17 protein-coding genes are annotated in these 14,314 nt (G+C 33.5%); 8 read left to right on the plus strand and 9 right to left on the minus strand.

Annotated elements, in window-relative coordinates:
- Nucleotides 1–21 precede the first annotated feature (21 nt).
- From A5888_RS11295 to A5888_RS11320, 6 genes are all read right to left on the minus strand, one after another.
- Nucleotides 22–933, minus strand: a complete 912-nt coding sequence (locus tag A5888_RS11295; RefSeq protein WP_339101613.1) for a helix-turn-helix transcriptional regulator — start codon at nt 931–933, stop codon at nt 22–24.
- A 604-nt stretch (nt 934–1,537) separates the two neighbouring features.
- The gene (locus A5888_RS11300; protein ID WP_086349614.1) at nt 1,538–1,900 is read right to left on the minus strand and encodes a hypothetical protein; all 363 of its coding nucleotides are present in this window, start codon (nt 1,898–1,900) and stop codon (nt 1,538–1,540) included.
- 1 nt (nt 1,901) lies between these two features.
- Nucleotides 1,902–3,086: a site-specific integrase gene (locus A5888_RS11305; protein ID WP_086349613.1), complete on the minus strand. Its 1,185-nt coding sequence runs from the start codon at nt 3,084–3,086 to the stop codon at nt 1,902–1,904.
- A 1-nt stretch (nt 3,087) separates the two neighbouring features.
- Nucleotides 3,088–3,315, minus strand: coding sequence for a DUF3173 domain-containing protein (locus A5888_RS11310; RefSeq protein WP_170924801.1), 228 nt, complete (start codon nt 3,313–3,315; stop codon nt 3,088–3,090).
- Between the two features lie 38 nt (nt 3,316–3,353).
- On the minus strand, nt 3,354–4,445 hold the full coding sequence (locus A5888_RS11315; protein WP_339101614.1) for a replication initiation factor domain-containing protein: 1,092 nt from the start codon (nt 4,443–4,445) through the stop codon (nt 3,354–3,356).
- Nucleotides 4,446–4,661: 216 nt separating this feature from the next.
- Nucleotides 4,662–5,138, minus strand: a complete 477-nt coding sequence (locus tag A5888_RS11320) for a hypothetical protein (protein WP_339101615.1) — start codon at nt 5,136–5,138, stop codon at nt 4,662–4,664.
- Nucleotides 5,139–5,286: 148 nt separating this feature from the next.
- On the opposite strand from A5888_RS11320, the gene A5888_RS11325 reads away from it, so the two are divergent.
- On the plus strand, nt 5,287–5,991 hold the full coding sequence (locus tag A5888_RS11325) for a helix-turn-helix domain-containing protein (RefSeq protein WP_339101616.1): 705 nt from the start codon (nt 5,287–5,289) through the stop codon (nt 5,989–5,991).
- A gap of 295 nt (nt 5,992–6,286) precedes the next feature.
- Here the strand turns inward: A5888_RS11325 and A5888_RS11330 are convergent, their stop codons facing one another.
- Nucleotides 6,287–6,886 carry a hypothetical protein gene (locus A5888_RS11330; RefSeq protein WP_339101617.1) on the minus strand — a complete coding sequence of 200 codons (600 nt, stop codon included), beginning with the start codon at nt 6,884–6,886 and terminating at the stop codon, nt 6,287–6,289.
- Nucleotides 6,883–7,941: a radical SAM protein gene (locus A5888_RS11335; RefSeq protein WP_339101618.1), complete on the minus strand. Its 1,059-nt coding sequence runs from the start codon at nt 7,939–7,941 to the stop codon at nt 6,883–6,885. Before A5888_RS11335 ends, A5888_RS11330 begins: the two co-directional genes overlap by 4 nt.
- Nucleotides 7,942–8,034: 93 nt before the next feature.
- On the opposite strand from A5888_RS11335, the gene A5888_RS11340 reads away from it, so the two are divergent.
- Together A5888_RS11340 and A5888_RS11345 are read left to right on the plus strand one after the other, a co-directional pair.
- Entirely contained in the window at nt 8,035–9,654 is a 1,620-nt protein-coding gene (locus A5888_RS11340; RefSeq protein WP_339102080.1) for an ABC transporter ATP-binding protein, read from the plus strand.
- Nucleotides 9,641–9,922, plus strand: coding sequence for a hypothetical protein (locus tag A5888_RS11345; protein WP_339101619.1), 282 nt, complete (start codon nt 9,641–9,643; stop codon nt 9,920–9,922). Before A5888_RS11340 ends, A5888_RS11345 begins: the two co-directional genes overlap by 14 nt.
- 479 nt (nt 9,923–10,401) lie before the next feature.
- Here the strand turns inward: A5888_RS11345 and A5888_RS11350 are convergent, their stop codons facing one another.
- Entirely contained in the window at nt 10,402–10,983 is a 582-nt protein-coding gene (locus tag A5888_RS11350) for a hypothetical protein (protein ID WP_086349616.1), read from the minus strand.
- 116 nt (nt 10,984–11,099) lie between these two features.
- Between A5888_RS11350 and A5888_RS11355 the strand changes: the two genes are divergently transcribed.
- The 5 genes from A5888_RS11355 (at nt 11,100) to A5888_RS11375 (ending at nt 14,286) form a co-directional block, all read left to right on the plus strand.
- Nucleotides 11,100–11,597 carry a hypothetical protein gene (locus A5888_RS11355; protein ID WP_339101620.1) on the plus strand — a complete coding sequence of 166 codons (498 nt, stop codon included), beginning with the start codon at nt 11,100–11,102 and terminating at the stop codon, nt 11,595–11,597.
- Nucleotides 11,598–11,684: 87 nt separating this feature from the next.
- Nucleotides 11,685–13,139: an IS21 family transposase gene (gene istA, locus A5888_RS11360; protein WP_086348506.1), complete on the plus strand. Its 1,455-nt coding sequence runs from the start codon at nt 11,685–11,687 to the stop codon at nt 13,137–13,139.
- On the plus strand, nt 13,136–13,867 hold the full coding sequence (istB, locus tag A5888_RS11365) for an IS21-like element helper ATPase IstB (protein ID WP_086347227.1): 732 nt from the start codon (nt 13,136–13,138) through the stop codon (nt 13,865–13,867). Before istA ends, istB begins: the two co-directional genes overlap by 4 nt.
- A 127-nt stretch (nt 13,868–13,994) precedes the next feature.
- Nucleotides 13,995–14,129, plus strand: coding sequence for a hypothetical protein (locus tag A5888_RS11370; RefSeq protein ID WP_339101621.1), 135 nt, complete (start codon nt 13,995–13,997; stop codon nt 14,127–14,129).
- 22 nt (nt 14,130–14,151) lie between these two features.
- The gene (locus A5888_RS11375) at nt 14,152–14,286 is read left to right on the plus strand and encodes a hypothetical protein (RefSeq protein WP_283160594.1); all 135 of its coding nucleotides are present in this window, start codon (nt 14,152–14,154) and stop codon (nt 14,284–14,286) included.
- Nucleotides 14,287–14,314 lie beyond the last annotated feature (28 nt).

Raw genomic sequence — 14,314 nt, forward strand, 5'->3', positions numbered from 1 at the left:
TCTAAATTCCCCTTTAGTCCTTTACTTCTCTTTTATCAATCCTACAGGAAAATTATCACTTAGACTTCCCTTATCATAAGTTAATGATTTTAATTCTTTGTTCAATCGCTCTGCATATTTATGATCGCCAATCAATTTAAAAATCTCTATAAATTTCAATACATTATTATAATATTCAGGTTCGCCAGTTACAACGAGTTTTAATAAGTTCGTTAAATATTCAATATCTAGCCTATAACTATAGTTGTTAGAAAAGCCATCCTGCTTTTTCGCTAATTCTAAATATTTTTCCGCATAATCTAAATTATTGTCATAAATTCGTTTTGTAATGATGTTTATCATTACATTGTATGCAAATTTTTTAGTTTTATCATCTCTATTTATCTCGTCTTTTAATGGGAATGATTTCAATATAATCAAATCAGCCTCCTTTAAAGAGAAATGATGGATCATATTAGAAATAATTACATAATCATACTGATAATAATAGTTTTTATTTATCAATAGTTCATATGCAAGCTTTTTATCTTCTTTGCTGACTGGTTCAACTTCATCCCAAAATTGATAAAAGTATCCTTTGATAGAAAGATAATTGCTTAACTCCCTTACATCTCTATCTAACTTCTCAGATATTTTTTTGTAATAGCCTAACAACTCACTTTTTTTCTTTTGGTTTCCTAGATGTTCTCCACAATAACTAAACAAATCTCGAAAGTTTTGTTGTTTTTCATCAATCATTGCCAATGAAAAAAACTCCATTGGATTTATACCCATATTTTCTAAGACTAAACATAGGTCTTGAAAGCGAATATCCTTCTTATTACCTTCAATTCTTGTATAAGATGATCTATCAAGAAAGGATTGAGAAGATATTTTTTCTTGGCTGATTTTTTTATTTTTTCTAATATCCCTTAACGTTTCGCCTATATTCAACAGCTTATCTCCTTTTTTGTTGAATTATAGCACAGTAAATATAGGAACTGACTATAATTTTGTTTTTTTTGACAAAAAGCATATTTTTTCGTGTTTTTTTTAATAGAAATCTGCTTTGTTCTTTTGTTTCTATTTATTGTCTGATAATATTTACATTAGAGAACTGATTTATCAATTCTTTAAAATTAGGAAAGAAACGAGAGGAGAAAAAATGTTTGCATCAGCAATGGCTTTTATTACACTTCTAGTAATTTCAGTTAGTCCATAATTACTAATTAGCCCTAAGACATCTGTCTAAATAGACATACTGCCATATGCTAAAATAGATGTCTCAGGGTAGAGCTATAATAGAAACCACAATTTCTATTATAGATAAATAATTATAACAAATTGAAAACAAGACGACAATAATATTTTTGAAGACCTATTATCAACCCTAACCCAATCCTTTTAACGAGTATTTTTAAAAGCCAAGATTTGCTCAGCTCTCATCTTTACTAATTTCATAAAAAGCCATTACTACAAGAATTATTTAATAAATTCTTAGTGGTGTTGGCTTTTTTTGTAAAACGAGGTACCCCATTATGGAGTACCCCAGAAATAGTTATACTTGTTGCTTCTTTTTATTCAATGTAATTCCCTCTGCTTTGAACGATAACGCAATGAAGCCATTTGATACATAAGGATTGCACACCATCCCTTCAAAATTAACAAATGTATCACCTTCTTTGTCTAGTTCTTGTTGAGTAATAATAGGTGCCTCACTTACAACAGAAACTCTTACACTTTTATATTTTCTATCTTTCATCAACACCTCGTAAGTATATCCCTCAATTTCCCCTGTTCGTTCATTTCTTCCTGTGGTTTCATTCATTTCGTATTTTGGTTTTGGTGCTACTTCAACTAGTAATAATTCTGCTCCTAATTGTCCAACTAAATCAAAATCTCTCATTTTCCATTCTGCCATTTTACATTACCTCTTTCTTTATATATTGGTTGCCTTGAAAGGTCTTTTTCTTTGATTCTACTGCTTTATCTTGTTCCCACGATAATATATTTGCAAGCTTTGTTGCAACTTCTCGATTCATGTTAGGATATAAATGACCGTAAGTTCCTAAAGTCGTTTTTATATCTTCATGCCCTAAGCGATCCTTAATAATCAGTGGATTTTCTCCCATAGATATTAATAGCGAAGCATGTGAATGTCTTAAGCCATGAATCCTTATCGGGTGTATATCTGCAAGTTTTGCATGTCTATGGATTATGTGACGAACCGTATGTTTATTCATTGGTAAGCCATTATAAGAAAGTAGATATATAGATTCTCCAATATTTTCTCGCTGTATCTCTTGCCAATCCTTCAAATAGGAAATGGTTGTTTCATCCAATGCGATGGTTCGCTTACTTGCTTGAGTTTTCGGTTCAGTTAGATAGAAGAGGTTGCTGTTTTGGTAAAACATAGACTTCTCAATCTGTAATGAAGAATCCTCAAAATTGATGTCCGCTTCCCAATGTAACGCTTGAGCTTCTCCAAAACGCATCCCCGTCATAAAAAATAACCATAAAACTATAAAGGAGAAATGTTCATAGTAATCTGAGCGATCCAGTGTGGACAATATTTTCTCAAACTCTTCTTTCGTCCAAAATTCAACTGTCTTTCTAACTTTTTTCACATTTCCAACCGTTTTCGCTGGATTATTCGGTATCATTCCCAACCTGCAAGCCTGCTCTAAACTCATAGAAAACAAACCATAGATATTCCGAATATACGCATTACTTATCGTTTTTGTTAGTTCGTTTTGCCATTTCTGAATATGGATCGGGGAAATTGCCGATACTTTTTTCTTAAAAAATGGTTCAAAATGGATATACATAGACGATAAGCGATTTGTATAGGTTCGCTCTTTGACGCGTCCCCGATACCACGGAAGAAAAATTGTTTCAAAATATTCCTTATAGCTCATAGTACTATTCGTCTTAAACGCCAATTTTCCATAATCATTCATCACTTCATTGTACGCTTGTACTGCTTCTTTACGTGTTCTAAATCCTCGTTTGAGTTTTTGTATTCTTTTCCCTGTTACATCATCAAAGCCCAAACTAGCTACATAATAATAAGTTCCCTTTTTTTTATCTTTATACACATTTGCCATATTAGGTAGCCTCTTCTTCTGGAAACTCCAACGATATACCTAAAATGCTCTCTACAGCGTGTGCAGGTACTCTTCCCAATCGTCGGCTTTTATAATAATCATATCCTTTGTTTACCATATAATATTTCGCTAATCGAATGATTGTTTGTGACTGGCTAATACCAAACCCCAAATCAACCAAATCGTCTTTAGTTACGGTAATCAATAAAATCCCTCCGTTCCGTTTCATTGATTACCCTCCATGTGCTATACTTAAAGTGTCTAGTTTTAGGTAGAGCTTAGCGGAGGGGTCTTTCTCGATTTCTTTTCTGAGTTCTCTTTTTTTGTCATAGCATAAATTTTTGGTAATAAATCTGTTCGTTTAATTTCCGTCAAATGATCAGCGATTTTCTTTGCTAGAGAGCGACTAAGCTCTGTCTCTTCCTTTACCTGCTCCAAATCTTGCAAATGACCTAACGCACTGTTTTCGGCTAAAAACTGAAATGCCTTTACTCCTGCTAAACCTCCACCATGAATCAACCATTGTTCTGTATTAAGTAAACCTGTTACTTCATAAACACGTGGAATTTTTATAGGAGAAATTTTTCCCAAGTAACGCTCCCATGGTTGCCATATTGTTTTACAGGTGGAGTCCGTATAGAAAGTCAGCTCCTCCTTTACAATACCTCGTATCAGCTCTTCTAGGCTATTTTCTTCATAAGCAATCATCTTGACGAGATTATGGGCTAACATCCGTTTAAACTCCATTTCCAGACGTTTCCATGAACCGATCTCTTCAACTGCTACACGTTTTTCACTGGCTGTTTCCATATCCTTATCGTAAATCCGAAACATCAAATCTGATTTCCTTTTTCCTATATAAAGCGTTCGACTTCTCCTTGTTCCTTGAAAGCCACTCTCATAGATATCATGTTTACGACGATTTGAATAAAACATCCCTTGTTCACATTTTCTAATTAATTGCTTCACTGTAAAATAAGGAATTATGTTTCTATCATCCAAAGCAACATCCAAACGCTTAACATCAAAAAAGGAGTCACAATATGTGAATAGCCTTCGGAAAAACAATCTCCATGTCATATTCATTGCTTGCAATAACTGTTCATACAACGTACAGCCATCCCCACTGAGTATCAGGTAACATTCATTTGTTCCATTTATAGGATATTCTTCTGTAAAAATTTTGATTGATCCATAACTATAACAGAGATCATACTCTTTGTGTTTTACTCGCCCACTTTCAACCAAAAAACAAGAAGAATCAATTTGTAACACGTTTTCCAGTACTTCATAAACACTTTGTCGAAAAATAATTTGAAGCCAATCAATTTTTACAGTTATATCCTCTCGGCTCTTCACTCATTTCACCTCCATTCCCTGCAAAAAACTTACAGGTTTTTTCTTCCCATAAATCCAGTGTTACCAAGGAATACACACAATGTAAAGGTGGTTGGCACAGTGCTATTAGATGGCACTGTTTCTCGCTTCGCAAGCGAAGCTCCCTGCCATATTCCCTACGCCAAGTCCTTTCGGGCTTTGCCTCGGTGGCACGCCCTAGGCTTGTCGGGGAAGCTGTCAGGACTTCTTTCTCAGGAACGGTTTATCCATTTTCCCTGCTTCCACTTCTTCCATGCGCTTCTCTAACTGGCTGTTTGTCTGATAGACAGTACGAAAATAGCTGTCATAATCGTTCTGTTTGTCAAGCAACCGTTTAATATGACCGTTCAATTTCTGACAAGTTGCTTCCAATTGTTGGATTGCCTGTTTATTTTGCTCAGGCAATGGATCAGGCTGGCTGACTTCCTCAAACACTTCAATGATCGCCTCTCGAATAGGTTGTCCTTTATTCCGAAAAATAGCAACTTTCCGAAATTTTTCAATATCAGATTCAGAAAATAGATAATATTTTGAGTAACTTGTTTCTCCTACTTGCTTTGTCTTCTTTTGAAACGAGATACCGCAGCATTCTTCAGCTAACTTTCTCCACCTATGAAAAGTCGATATACTATTTAACTCTTCAATCATTAAAACAACCTGTTCTGCTTCATACATAAATACACCTCCTTTTAATAAAAAGTGATTAACATACCCATTAATTATATTAATCACTTTTAACCATGGATTAAATATACATCACACACTTGAATAATACAAGTATTAATTATATAATTACATAAAATACTTTTAAGGAGTGAGTTCTTTGATTGAAAATTTTGGTACAAATATTGCAAGATTACGTAAAGAAAAAGGAATGACTCAAAAGGAATTAGCCGATCAATTAGGCGTAAATAAACAAACAATTTCAAATATAGAAAAAGGAGAAGGCTATCCAACGTTTAAAAATTTAGAAAAATTAAGTCAGATACTCTCCGCAAATCCCATACAGTTATTTGGAACAATGAAAGAAATAGCATTATCTGATACCCCTAGAGTTCTAGATAGAATAGACGAATACCATGATAAAGTACGAGATATATTGGAAGTAGAAAAAATACTTGCTGACTTGCATGATTCGTACGGAAACCCTAATGAGTCGTTTGAAGAAATCATTACCCTGTCAAATAGCGTCAAAAGATTAGAGCGGGTATTTGAACTTGATGAAAATGAAGTATATTCGAATCTTTCGTCTGTACTACCTTCCCATCAAATACAAGATGAAATCAATACTCTCGCTTCTTCACTTAAATACTTGGAACCCATTTTTACTGAAACAAAAGTATTGGATCAAAGAAGATTTGAAGTGGAGTACAGCAAGGGATATATAACCGAAGAGGATATTTATGAAGATAGACTTCCTTATATTACTTACGCACCGAAAATAGAGAAGATTCTTCCCTCTAGTGAAATAATTAATGACATCCACAATCTTGCTCAAGATTTGAAATATATAGAAAAAAACCAATAATTTCTTTCTAAAACAAAGAGAATGACAATTCGTGTAAGTAATTTTTTGATTTTAGAAAAAAGCAACTACTTACTTTGCATCAGAATAGATTTAGAAAAGAGCTCCAGCCCTTCTTATTATAGGGATTTGGAGTTTTGTTTTTTCTTCTAGGTAACACTCTAGTGATATAGACATCTAAACTACAATTAAGTTCACAGATTACTATTTTATCACGACAAAAAAAGAGTACCATTGTGTATTGGTACTCTAGTATAAAATCAATTCATAATTATCATGTGAAACTAAAACAAACTCATTACATTGACGATAACTCGATATCAGTTATTTTTTCTTGTTTATAATTTGACATATATCTAGCCTTAATATCTTCTGTGGCTATATCAAGAATTGTTCTATCTATTTCGATAGCAAAATCTTCTCCAGAATATTCAGCAATCGCTTCGATAGTTCTCTTTATCTCAGGAAAAATCAACGGAGAATAAAACTTATTTACATCTGAAAATTTTATATTCTGTGTGAAAGTTTTTACAGCTGCAATAAAGTATAGAGCCCCAACTGCTGCAACATTAAAAAACGCTATAATGTTTATTGGAATTGCTCTAGGCTGAGGTTGCTCATTGTCACTTAATAACCAGCCATTCTTCTTAGCAATGTAATTAATAACAGATTTAGCGTCTTTTTTATCAAGTAAATTAGTAAATTCCACATTTTGAAGCAATAGTAGACTTTCAAAAATTTCATGTCGCTCATTTACCGTTGAAGCAAACTCTATAAGTGATGTTCTATCAGAAAAACTCTCTTCAATAAACTTTTCTGATCTTTTTACCACCATTTTATTTAGCTTCACACTAAATTGACTACTGCTATTTTCTTTACTGTTTAACTCAGAATTCATATTACTTTTTCTCCTCTCATCTTTGATCTAGCTATAGTTTTAAGTTTCACATGATATCTATTCAACACTTCAAACATCAAATCTTCGTTAAGCGCTTGTAATTTCTCTTTAATTCTCGGATTATTGTATACTTCTGCACAAAATTGACATGGATGTATTAATTTATCATTTCTTTCTACAGCAGGAACCTCTTTTAAGATATAATTATAAATAAACTCAGGTCCATCTACCCATAACCAAATTTTAAGAAAATCATCAAATTGTTTTTTATACAAAGAAAACAAATTATCATCATCTAACTCTCCTAATTTCATTGAGTCAATATAGGAAAGCGTTAAGCCACAACATGAAATTACTTGGTTAGTTGGGTCTAACCCTATATATTCTAATATTGAATCACATCCCTTAATATTTTTTTTGATTGATTTATCTTCTTTTTCAGCTTTAAAATTATATGAATATTCTGTATCTTTTTGAAATGGAATCCATATTGTATTCATTACATTAAACAGACCATGTTCAACATCCTCATCCATCATATCCATTATCTCAGGATGGTTATAAACATCAGCTACTTTAAATGCTGCTGAACTATGATTTTCAACCGAGATTACCACTGGCATCTCCATATTTACAGCACAAACAGTAGCATTAACAATATTTTGAAAAGGAACCCATTCTTGATGGTTATCTCCTGTAGAAAAATTAATTTCAGTGAGTCCGCATTTTTTCAATTTACTAAGAATCTTTTTAGCTTGCTCTTTGCTTTTTGCCCAATAACCATTTGTTATGCACCTTGTCCCCAACCCCTTTTCAGAGGCATAAGTTATAATGTCAAAGAGATCTTGCTTTAGTAAAAAACATTCTCCACCAGTAAATACTAGCGATTTAACTTCTGGAAAATCGGTTAACAAATTATCTACAAATACTTTCATTTGGTGTAAAGTTACTCTGTTATTATTTTTAGGTGTACATTGAAAACAACATTCTTGACAGGCAGCCGAACATTTGTTAGTTGTTAGGATTGCTGCTGTTACTACACCAGGTATTCTCATAAAACCAACTCCTATTTATTCATTATGTAGATTTTTCATTTTGTTTATTATATCATATAATATATAGAGGGGGGGTAATTTATATTGAGATTAATGACGTATTTTACTAACATTAAAAAAAATATTTATATTTTTCTAATTACACTATTTCTGGTTACCGTGTTGGCTCTGCCACTTCCTTTATTATCAAAATACTTAGTTGATGATGTTATAGCTACTAAAAATTTGACTACTCTATCCATACTCATCATAATTTTCCTAATAATCATCTTATTACAAATAGTATTTAATTTTATCAATACCAAGTATTTCGCAAGTTTAAGCCAGACAATTATTAAAGATATCAGATATCGTATTTACTCGAGCATAATTTCTGACCACTCTTCTGATAAAGTTGAATCAGGAAAAATACAGACTTTACTTTTAAATGATTCTGAACAATTCGTAAATAATGAACTTGAAATTTTGAGTACTATACTCCAAAAATTAATATTAGTTTTTGGCTACTTCATTATTTCAATGAGCCTTAGTCCATTGTTAACGCTAATATGTATCTCACTTATTCCTATCTACACTTTCTGGGTAATTTGGAGTAGCAATCATTTAAAAGAAAATATATTGATTGCACAAAATACTAAAGATGCCTTTTTAGAAATATACAAAAAAGATTTTTCTAACAGATACATTATCAAACTTTTTAATTTCGTCTTCTATTCTCAAAAAAGGATCAACACTGCTCTTAATATACATAAGTCTGCAACTGAAAAAGTCCTAGTCAGACAAAATCTTATATATGTAATCTCCTCTGTGATATCCTCTTTAGCAATATATAGTCCGTTATTCTTTGGAGTATATTTAGTGATTACTAACAGATTGACTTTAGGAACTTTAATGGCTTTCCAGAGTTATTCAGCGCTCTTATTCCCCGCATTAGCAGACTTATTATCATTAATTGGAACTAACAAAATAAATGATGTATACTTTGATAGACTGCTTCCTTACTTAGAGAAAAAGCAAGAAGACAGAAGACCTTCAAATAGAAATCTAGTTGAACCCAGATTTCTAATTGAAGTCTTAGATTTTGAAATAAAAGATAAATTAGATTTCTTTCTATTTTCAAGTAAACTGGAAATAAAAAAAGGAGCATGGATTGATTTGGTTGGTATAAATGGTTCTGGAAAAACAGTTTTTCTCAAATGTTTATCTAAACAAATCGAAACCTACAATGGAATTATTCGTATAGATGGAGTTAATCTGAAAAACATCTGTGTTGAGAACTTAGCAAAAAATGTTGTATATGTTTCATCTAATCAAGGTTTCATTTCAGATACTATTCAAGATGAGCTATCATCTGAGAACATTGTTTATCTAAAAAAATTATTTGAGATTGTACTTCTAAACAAAAAAATCGAACACTTACCAAAAGGGTATTCAACTACTCTCGAAGAGTTGGAGTGTTTACTAAGTACTGGGGAACTACAAAAATTTAGAATTGCTAGAGCATTATCTAAAGCTCCAAAAGTACTTCTACTTGATGAAATATTGTCAAATATAGACTTGGAAACCAGGAAGAACATTATCAATAATATAAAAAAGAATTATCCAAAATTAACAGTTATTTCAGTAGATCATATTTCAAATCAAGACAACAATTGCAAATTGCTTATTAATAAAAATCATTTACATTGGGAGGGTTCTCATGAACAGAGATAGAATAATTTTCGCATCAGCTTTTGTATTATCAATAATTTTTTTAATCGTAGTTCCTGTTCCTGATTATATTCAATATTTTTATATGTCTATATTCTTCTACGTGACAGCATATTTACTAATTATCAAGAAAAAATCTGATTTACTTTCGATTCCAATAACTAAACCTCTAACAGATGCCGGAAAGAACATTTTGCTTATTAACGGTTTCATCGTTGTTTTAGCAGCAACTATTCTTTTAGTTGTAGGGCTAGTAACTTTGTTAAACTGACCAGAATCATAAAGCTACCTATCTTTAGATTAAGTTTTTTATCAGAAAATTTTTCGTATTATTGATAACTCTTTGATAACAGTCTAAGAAAAACACACTCATTTTAAAGCATTTCAAATTGACTAAAATACTATTAAATCAAGTAAATATCACTTGATAAAGATCATTTATTTTTGAGTGGGAATAATATACAGGTGAATGACTCACAAACCCATTGATTTATAAGGGTTTCTGCACCATTGAATTATTCCAGAATAATAAATTTATGCAAATTTGGCATTTCGTGTGACCACTTGTGTAACCACGAAGTCAGTCAGAAATGGCTGGCTTTTTTATTTCACTTCTTCTAAAAATGCAATAGATAATTACCCCTTTTGGAAAAACCGGAAGTTCCAAGTTATTCCTAAATTCGTTGTGACCTTAGACACCGACTAAATATGAGAAAAGCGACCCACTCTTTTTTGAGTAAGTCGCTTATTTTAACTACTTTCTTCAATATCTGCAAAAACAGAGGAAGTGAAAAACTTTTTAAGCTGTGGTAATTTGCTCAATTGCATAACTAGTAGACAAGATAAAATCTTATCAAAAATGCTATCTGTTACAGCTCCAATATAGGCAGCTATAAACATTGCAACACCTGAACTTCTAACTGCTAAAATTAGAACATCTGTAATCGAGTTTGAAAAACCTCCATACAAAACTAATCGAATACAAACGCTAACTAGAGAACCGATTAAAGAAATTAAAATACCTGTCACTACCGCTTGAACTACATTAAACTTACGTCTCGAACATACATTAGCTACTATTGCATTAACCATACTAGATAAGCCAAATGCTAACGATGATGGTCCGTGTATTATCGCTAACAATAAATGAGTAGTGAAGCCTGTGATAACCCCATATCTCATCTTAAAGTTTACCGCAATAAAAATTGTGCCTATTCCGCTTAGATAGACTAAAGGAATATTCAAATAGGCAATAACAGTACCAAGAATAACATTCATCACTACCGCAATAGCACACAATACAATCACTTTAATATCCATTTTTTTATTCATCAAAATTCCCCTTTCAAAACTCTTATTATACATCTTACCTAGTCACATTATGCCTCTATCGTTTATTACAATGGAATAGTTGAATATTAGCAATTAAATAAATGGAGGAAAAACTCATGAATAAACTATTACTGGACAAAAGGATGCTCGAAAACAAAGGAACTTTATCGAAAATTTGGGGAGTTCCAATAAAAACAAAGTTAAGACCTAAAACAGTAAAAGAACTAAAGAAAGCTGGTTTAGATAAATATAATCAAGCAATAGAAAACAACAAGGAAATAGATCATCTTATACATCAAATAGTAGATGGAAAACAGTTAACCTCACAGGAAGAAGAAACTTTAAAAAATAGAGTCTTGGGGGATTGGGCAATCAGTAAAGCTAAGGCGGAAGAAATCGAATATTTAGTATGCATTTATTATGAACTAGACGAACAAAAAATCATTGCTATCTATGAAGTAAGTAACTCTGAACTACTAGAAGTTCCTAACAGTGTTCATAAAAAACGTGTTAGATGGGCAAATGGGCAATCTATTGAATGCATTACAGATATTAAAAATTGCAAAATAAATAAAACTGTTTATGCTAGTTTAAAAAGGGGCCACTTTTCATAGAAACGATGGTTGAAAAAGGGACCACTACTAACTCACAATAAGTAAAGAATCAATTTACTTATTGGAGGTCTTGGAGTGATAACTTTTATGGATAAATTAACAATCATTCGTCTGCTGGAAGGTGGCCGTTCTCAACGTTCTGTTGCGAAAGAACTGGGTCTCAATCGAAAAACTGTTGGTCGTTACTGGCGGCAGTATCAAGCAGCACAACGATCATTGGAACAAGATCCTGCCAATCCGATAAAAAAAGAGCAGTTAACGGCTCCACCAACTTATCAAACAGAGAATAGGCAACCTAGAAAATATACACCTGAAATCGACCAACGGGTCGAAGAAATTCTCGCATTTGATCAATTAAAAGCCAAACAGCTTGGTCCTCATAAACAACGATTGACCACTGTAGCGATTCACGAAATGTTGGTATCAGAAGGGTTTGATATTGGACAGAGTACATTACGTCCATATATTCGAGAAAAACTTCAAGCAAAAAAAGAGGCGTATATCAAGCAGCTTTACCCATTGGGTTATCGAACCGAGTTTGATTTTGGTGAAGTAAAATGTCTGATCAACCAACAAAAGAGAACATTGACGATCGCGGTATTCTCTTGCCCAGCTTCTGGTTACCGCTGGGGAAAGCTCTATGAATCTGCCAACCAACAGGTTTTCTTGGATGCCCATATTTGTTTCTTTGAACAGCTTCAGGGTGTTTACTCTACGGTTGTTTATGACAATATGCGAAACGTAGTGAAACGCTTTGTCGGCCGACATGAGAAGGAACTCAATGACGAGTTAGTGAAAATGGCTCTTTATTATCGCTTTGAGCCAGTGGTGACCAATCCCTTCAGCGGCCATGAAAAGGGACACGTAGAGAAAAGTGTGCAGGTTTTACGCCGAAAAGCGTTCACAAAACAGTATGAGTTTGAATCGATTGGACATGCCCAAAAACATTTAGATCAAGCTATACTTGAATTAAACTTAGACTCGACGATCGCTGTGGAACAGGCACAATTACAGCCGCTCCGAGGATTTTATGACTACGGTATCACTACAAAGCAAACCGTAGATAAATATAGTTTTGTCCATGTGAATGGCAACTACTATTCCGTTCCAGATTATCTGGTTGGTCAGAAAGTCATCGTGAAACGTTATCTCAATGAACTGAAAATTGTCGGTTCCAGCCAGATTATCGCGACACACCTTATTCAGAAGGGAGAAAAGCAATACTCGATCGATATTCGTCATTATTTAACGACTTTTTTACGGAAGCCTAAGTCATTGGAACACTCGCTTGTTTTGAAGAAGACACCTAAGTTGCGGCATTGTTTTCTTCAGTATTATCAAAAGACCCCGCGTAGATTTCTTCAATTTATTGAAAATCATTTAAGTATCTCTTTGGATCAATTGATCATCCAGTTAGAAGAAGAAGCGTTGAAAGACCATAAGGTCTCTAAAACACCACCTAGTCGAGCGGTAAATGAAGCGAGAAACCAACTGCAGGAATATAATCTGATCCACCAAGTGAGAAAGGCGGCCAATAAATGATCGAAGCATATGCCAAGCAATTAAAATTACCTTATCTGAAGAAAAACTATTCCACTTTACTCCAGCAAGCGATCGACCTGGATCAAAATTTTGAGGAGTTTCTTACACAGCTGCTTACGTTAGAGATTGAACAGCGGCAAAACAATCGGATTCAAACACTGATTCGTCAATCAAAATTGCCAAGTAAAGTGACGTTCGATGACTACATGGACAGTCATTTAGAAGTGAAAATGAAGAAACAAATCAAAGAGTTGAAAACATTACGATTCATCGATCAAAAAGAGAATCTTATTTTAATGGGCAATCCTGGCGTTGGGAAAACCCATTTAGCAACTGTTCTCGGAATGGAAGCCTGTCTTTCCGGAAAAAGTGTCCTCTTTACGAATATCCCTAACTTGGTCATCGAACTAAAAGAATCCATGAGTGCGAACCAGTTGAATTTTTATAAGCGCCGGTTTGGCAAATACGACTTAGTTATTCTAGATGAATTAGGTTATGTGTCATTTGATCAAATAGGAAGCGAGATTCTCTTTAATCTTCTCTCGAATCGAACGACTGCCGGCTCGATGATCATCACGACGAACCTGTCCTTCGATCGCTGGGAAGAAACCTTTAAAGATCCAATGCTTACAGCAGCAATGGTGGACCGTTTGGCCCATCGGGCTCATGTGTTGGATCTCAGTGGTCCATCTTTTCGTGTAGAAGATACAAAGAAATGGCTAAACTAATTTTTGGCCCCTTTTTGAATCATCCAGTGGCCCCTTTTTCAGTTGCGTTTAACATCATAAAACTAATACTACAGTGTCAACAAGTAATTTAGTTGGCACATACTGTTGGAAAGGAGAAAAAAGAACTATGAGGGAAGAAATCGAAATAATTGAAATCAACTCAACAGCAAATATTAATATGATAGATCCTCGTTTAGGAGGGCTATGTGGTGGATGGTGCGGAAATGCAGGCTCTTGGTGCGGACTGGGCTGTGAGAAATAAAATAGGAGGAGAGAGCTAGTCAATGAATGAAATTAAGATGAATGAAGTTAATATGCAACAATTTACAGAAGATGAAAATCTGCAAACAAGAGGTGGCGGTTTATGTGGATTTGGTTGTACTTCTGGAGGTATTTGTGGTTTAGGTTGTAAAGACTAGTCAATAATAGTTATAGACAGAAACGAAT

The sequence above is a fragment of the Enterococcus sp. 9E7_DIV0242 genome (assembly GCF_002140975.2).
Taxonomy (GTDB): domain Bacteria; phylum Bacillota; class Bacilli; order Lactobacillales; family Enterococcaceae; genus Enterococcus_L; species Enterococcus_L clewellii.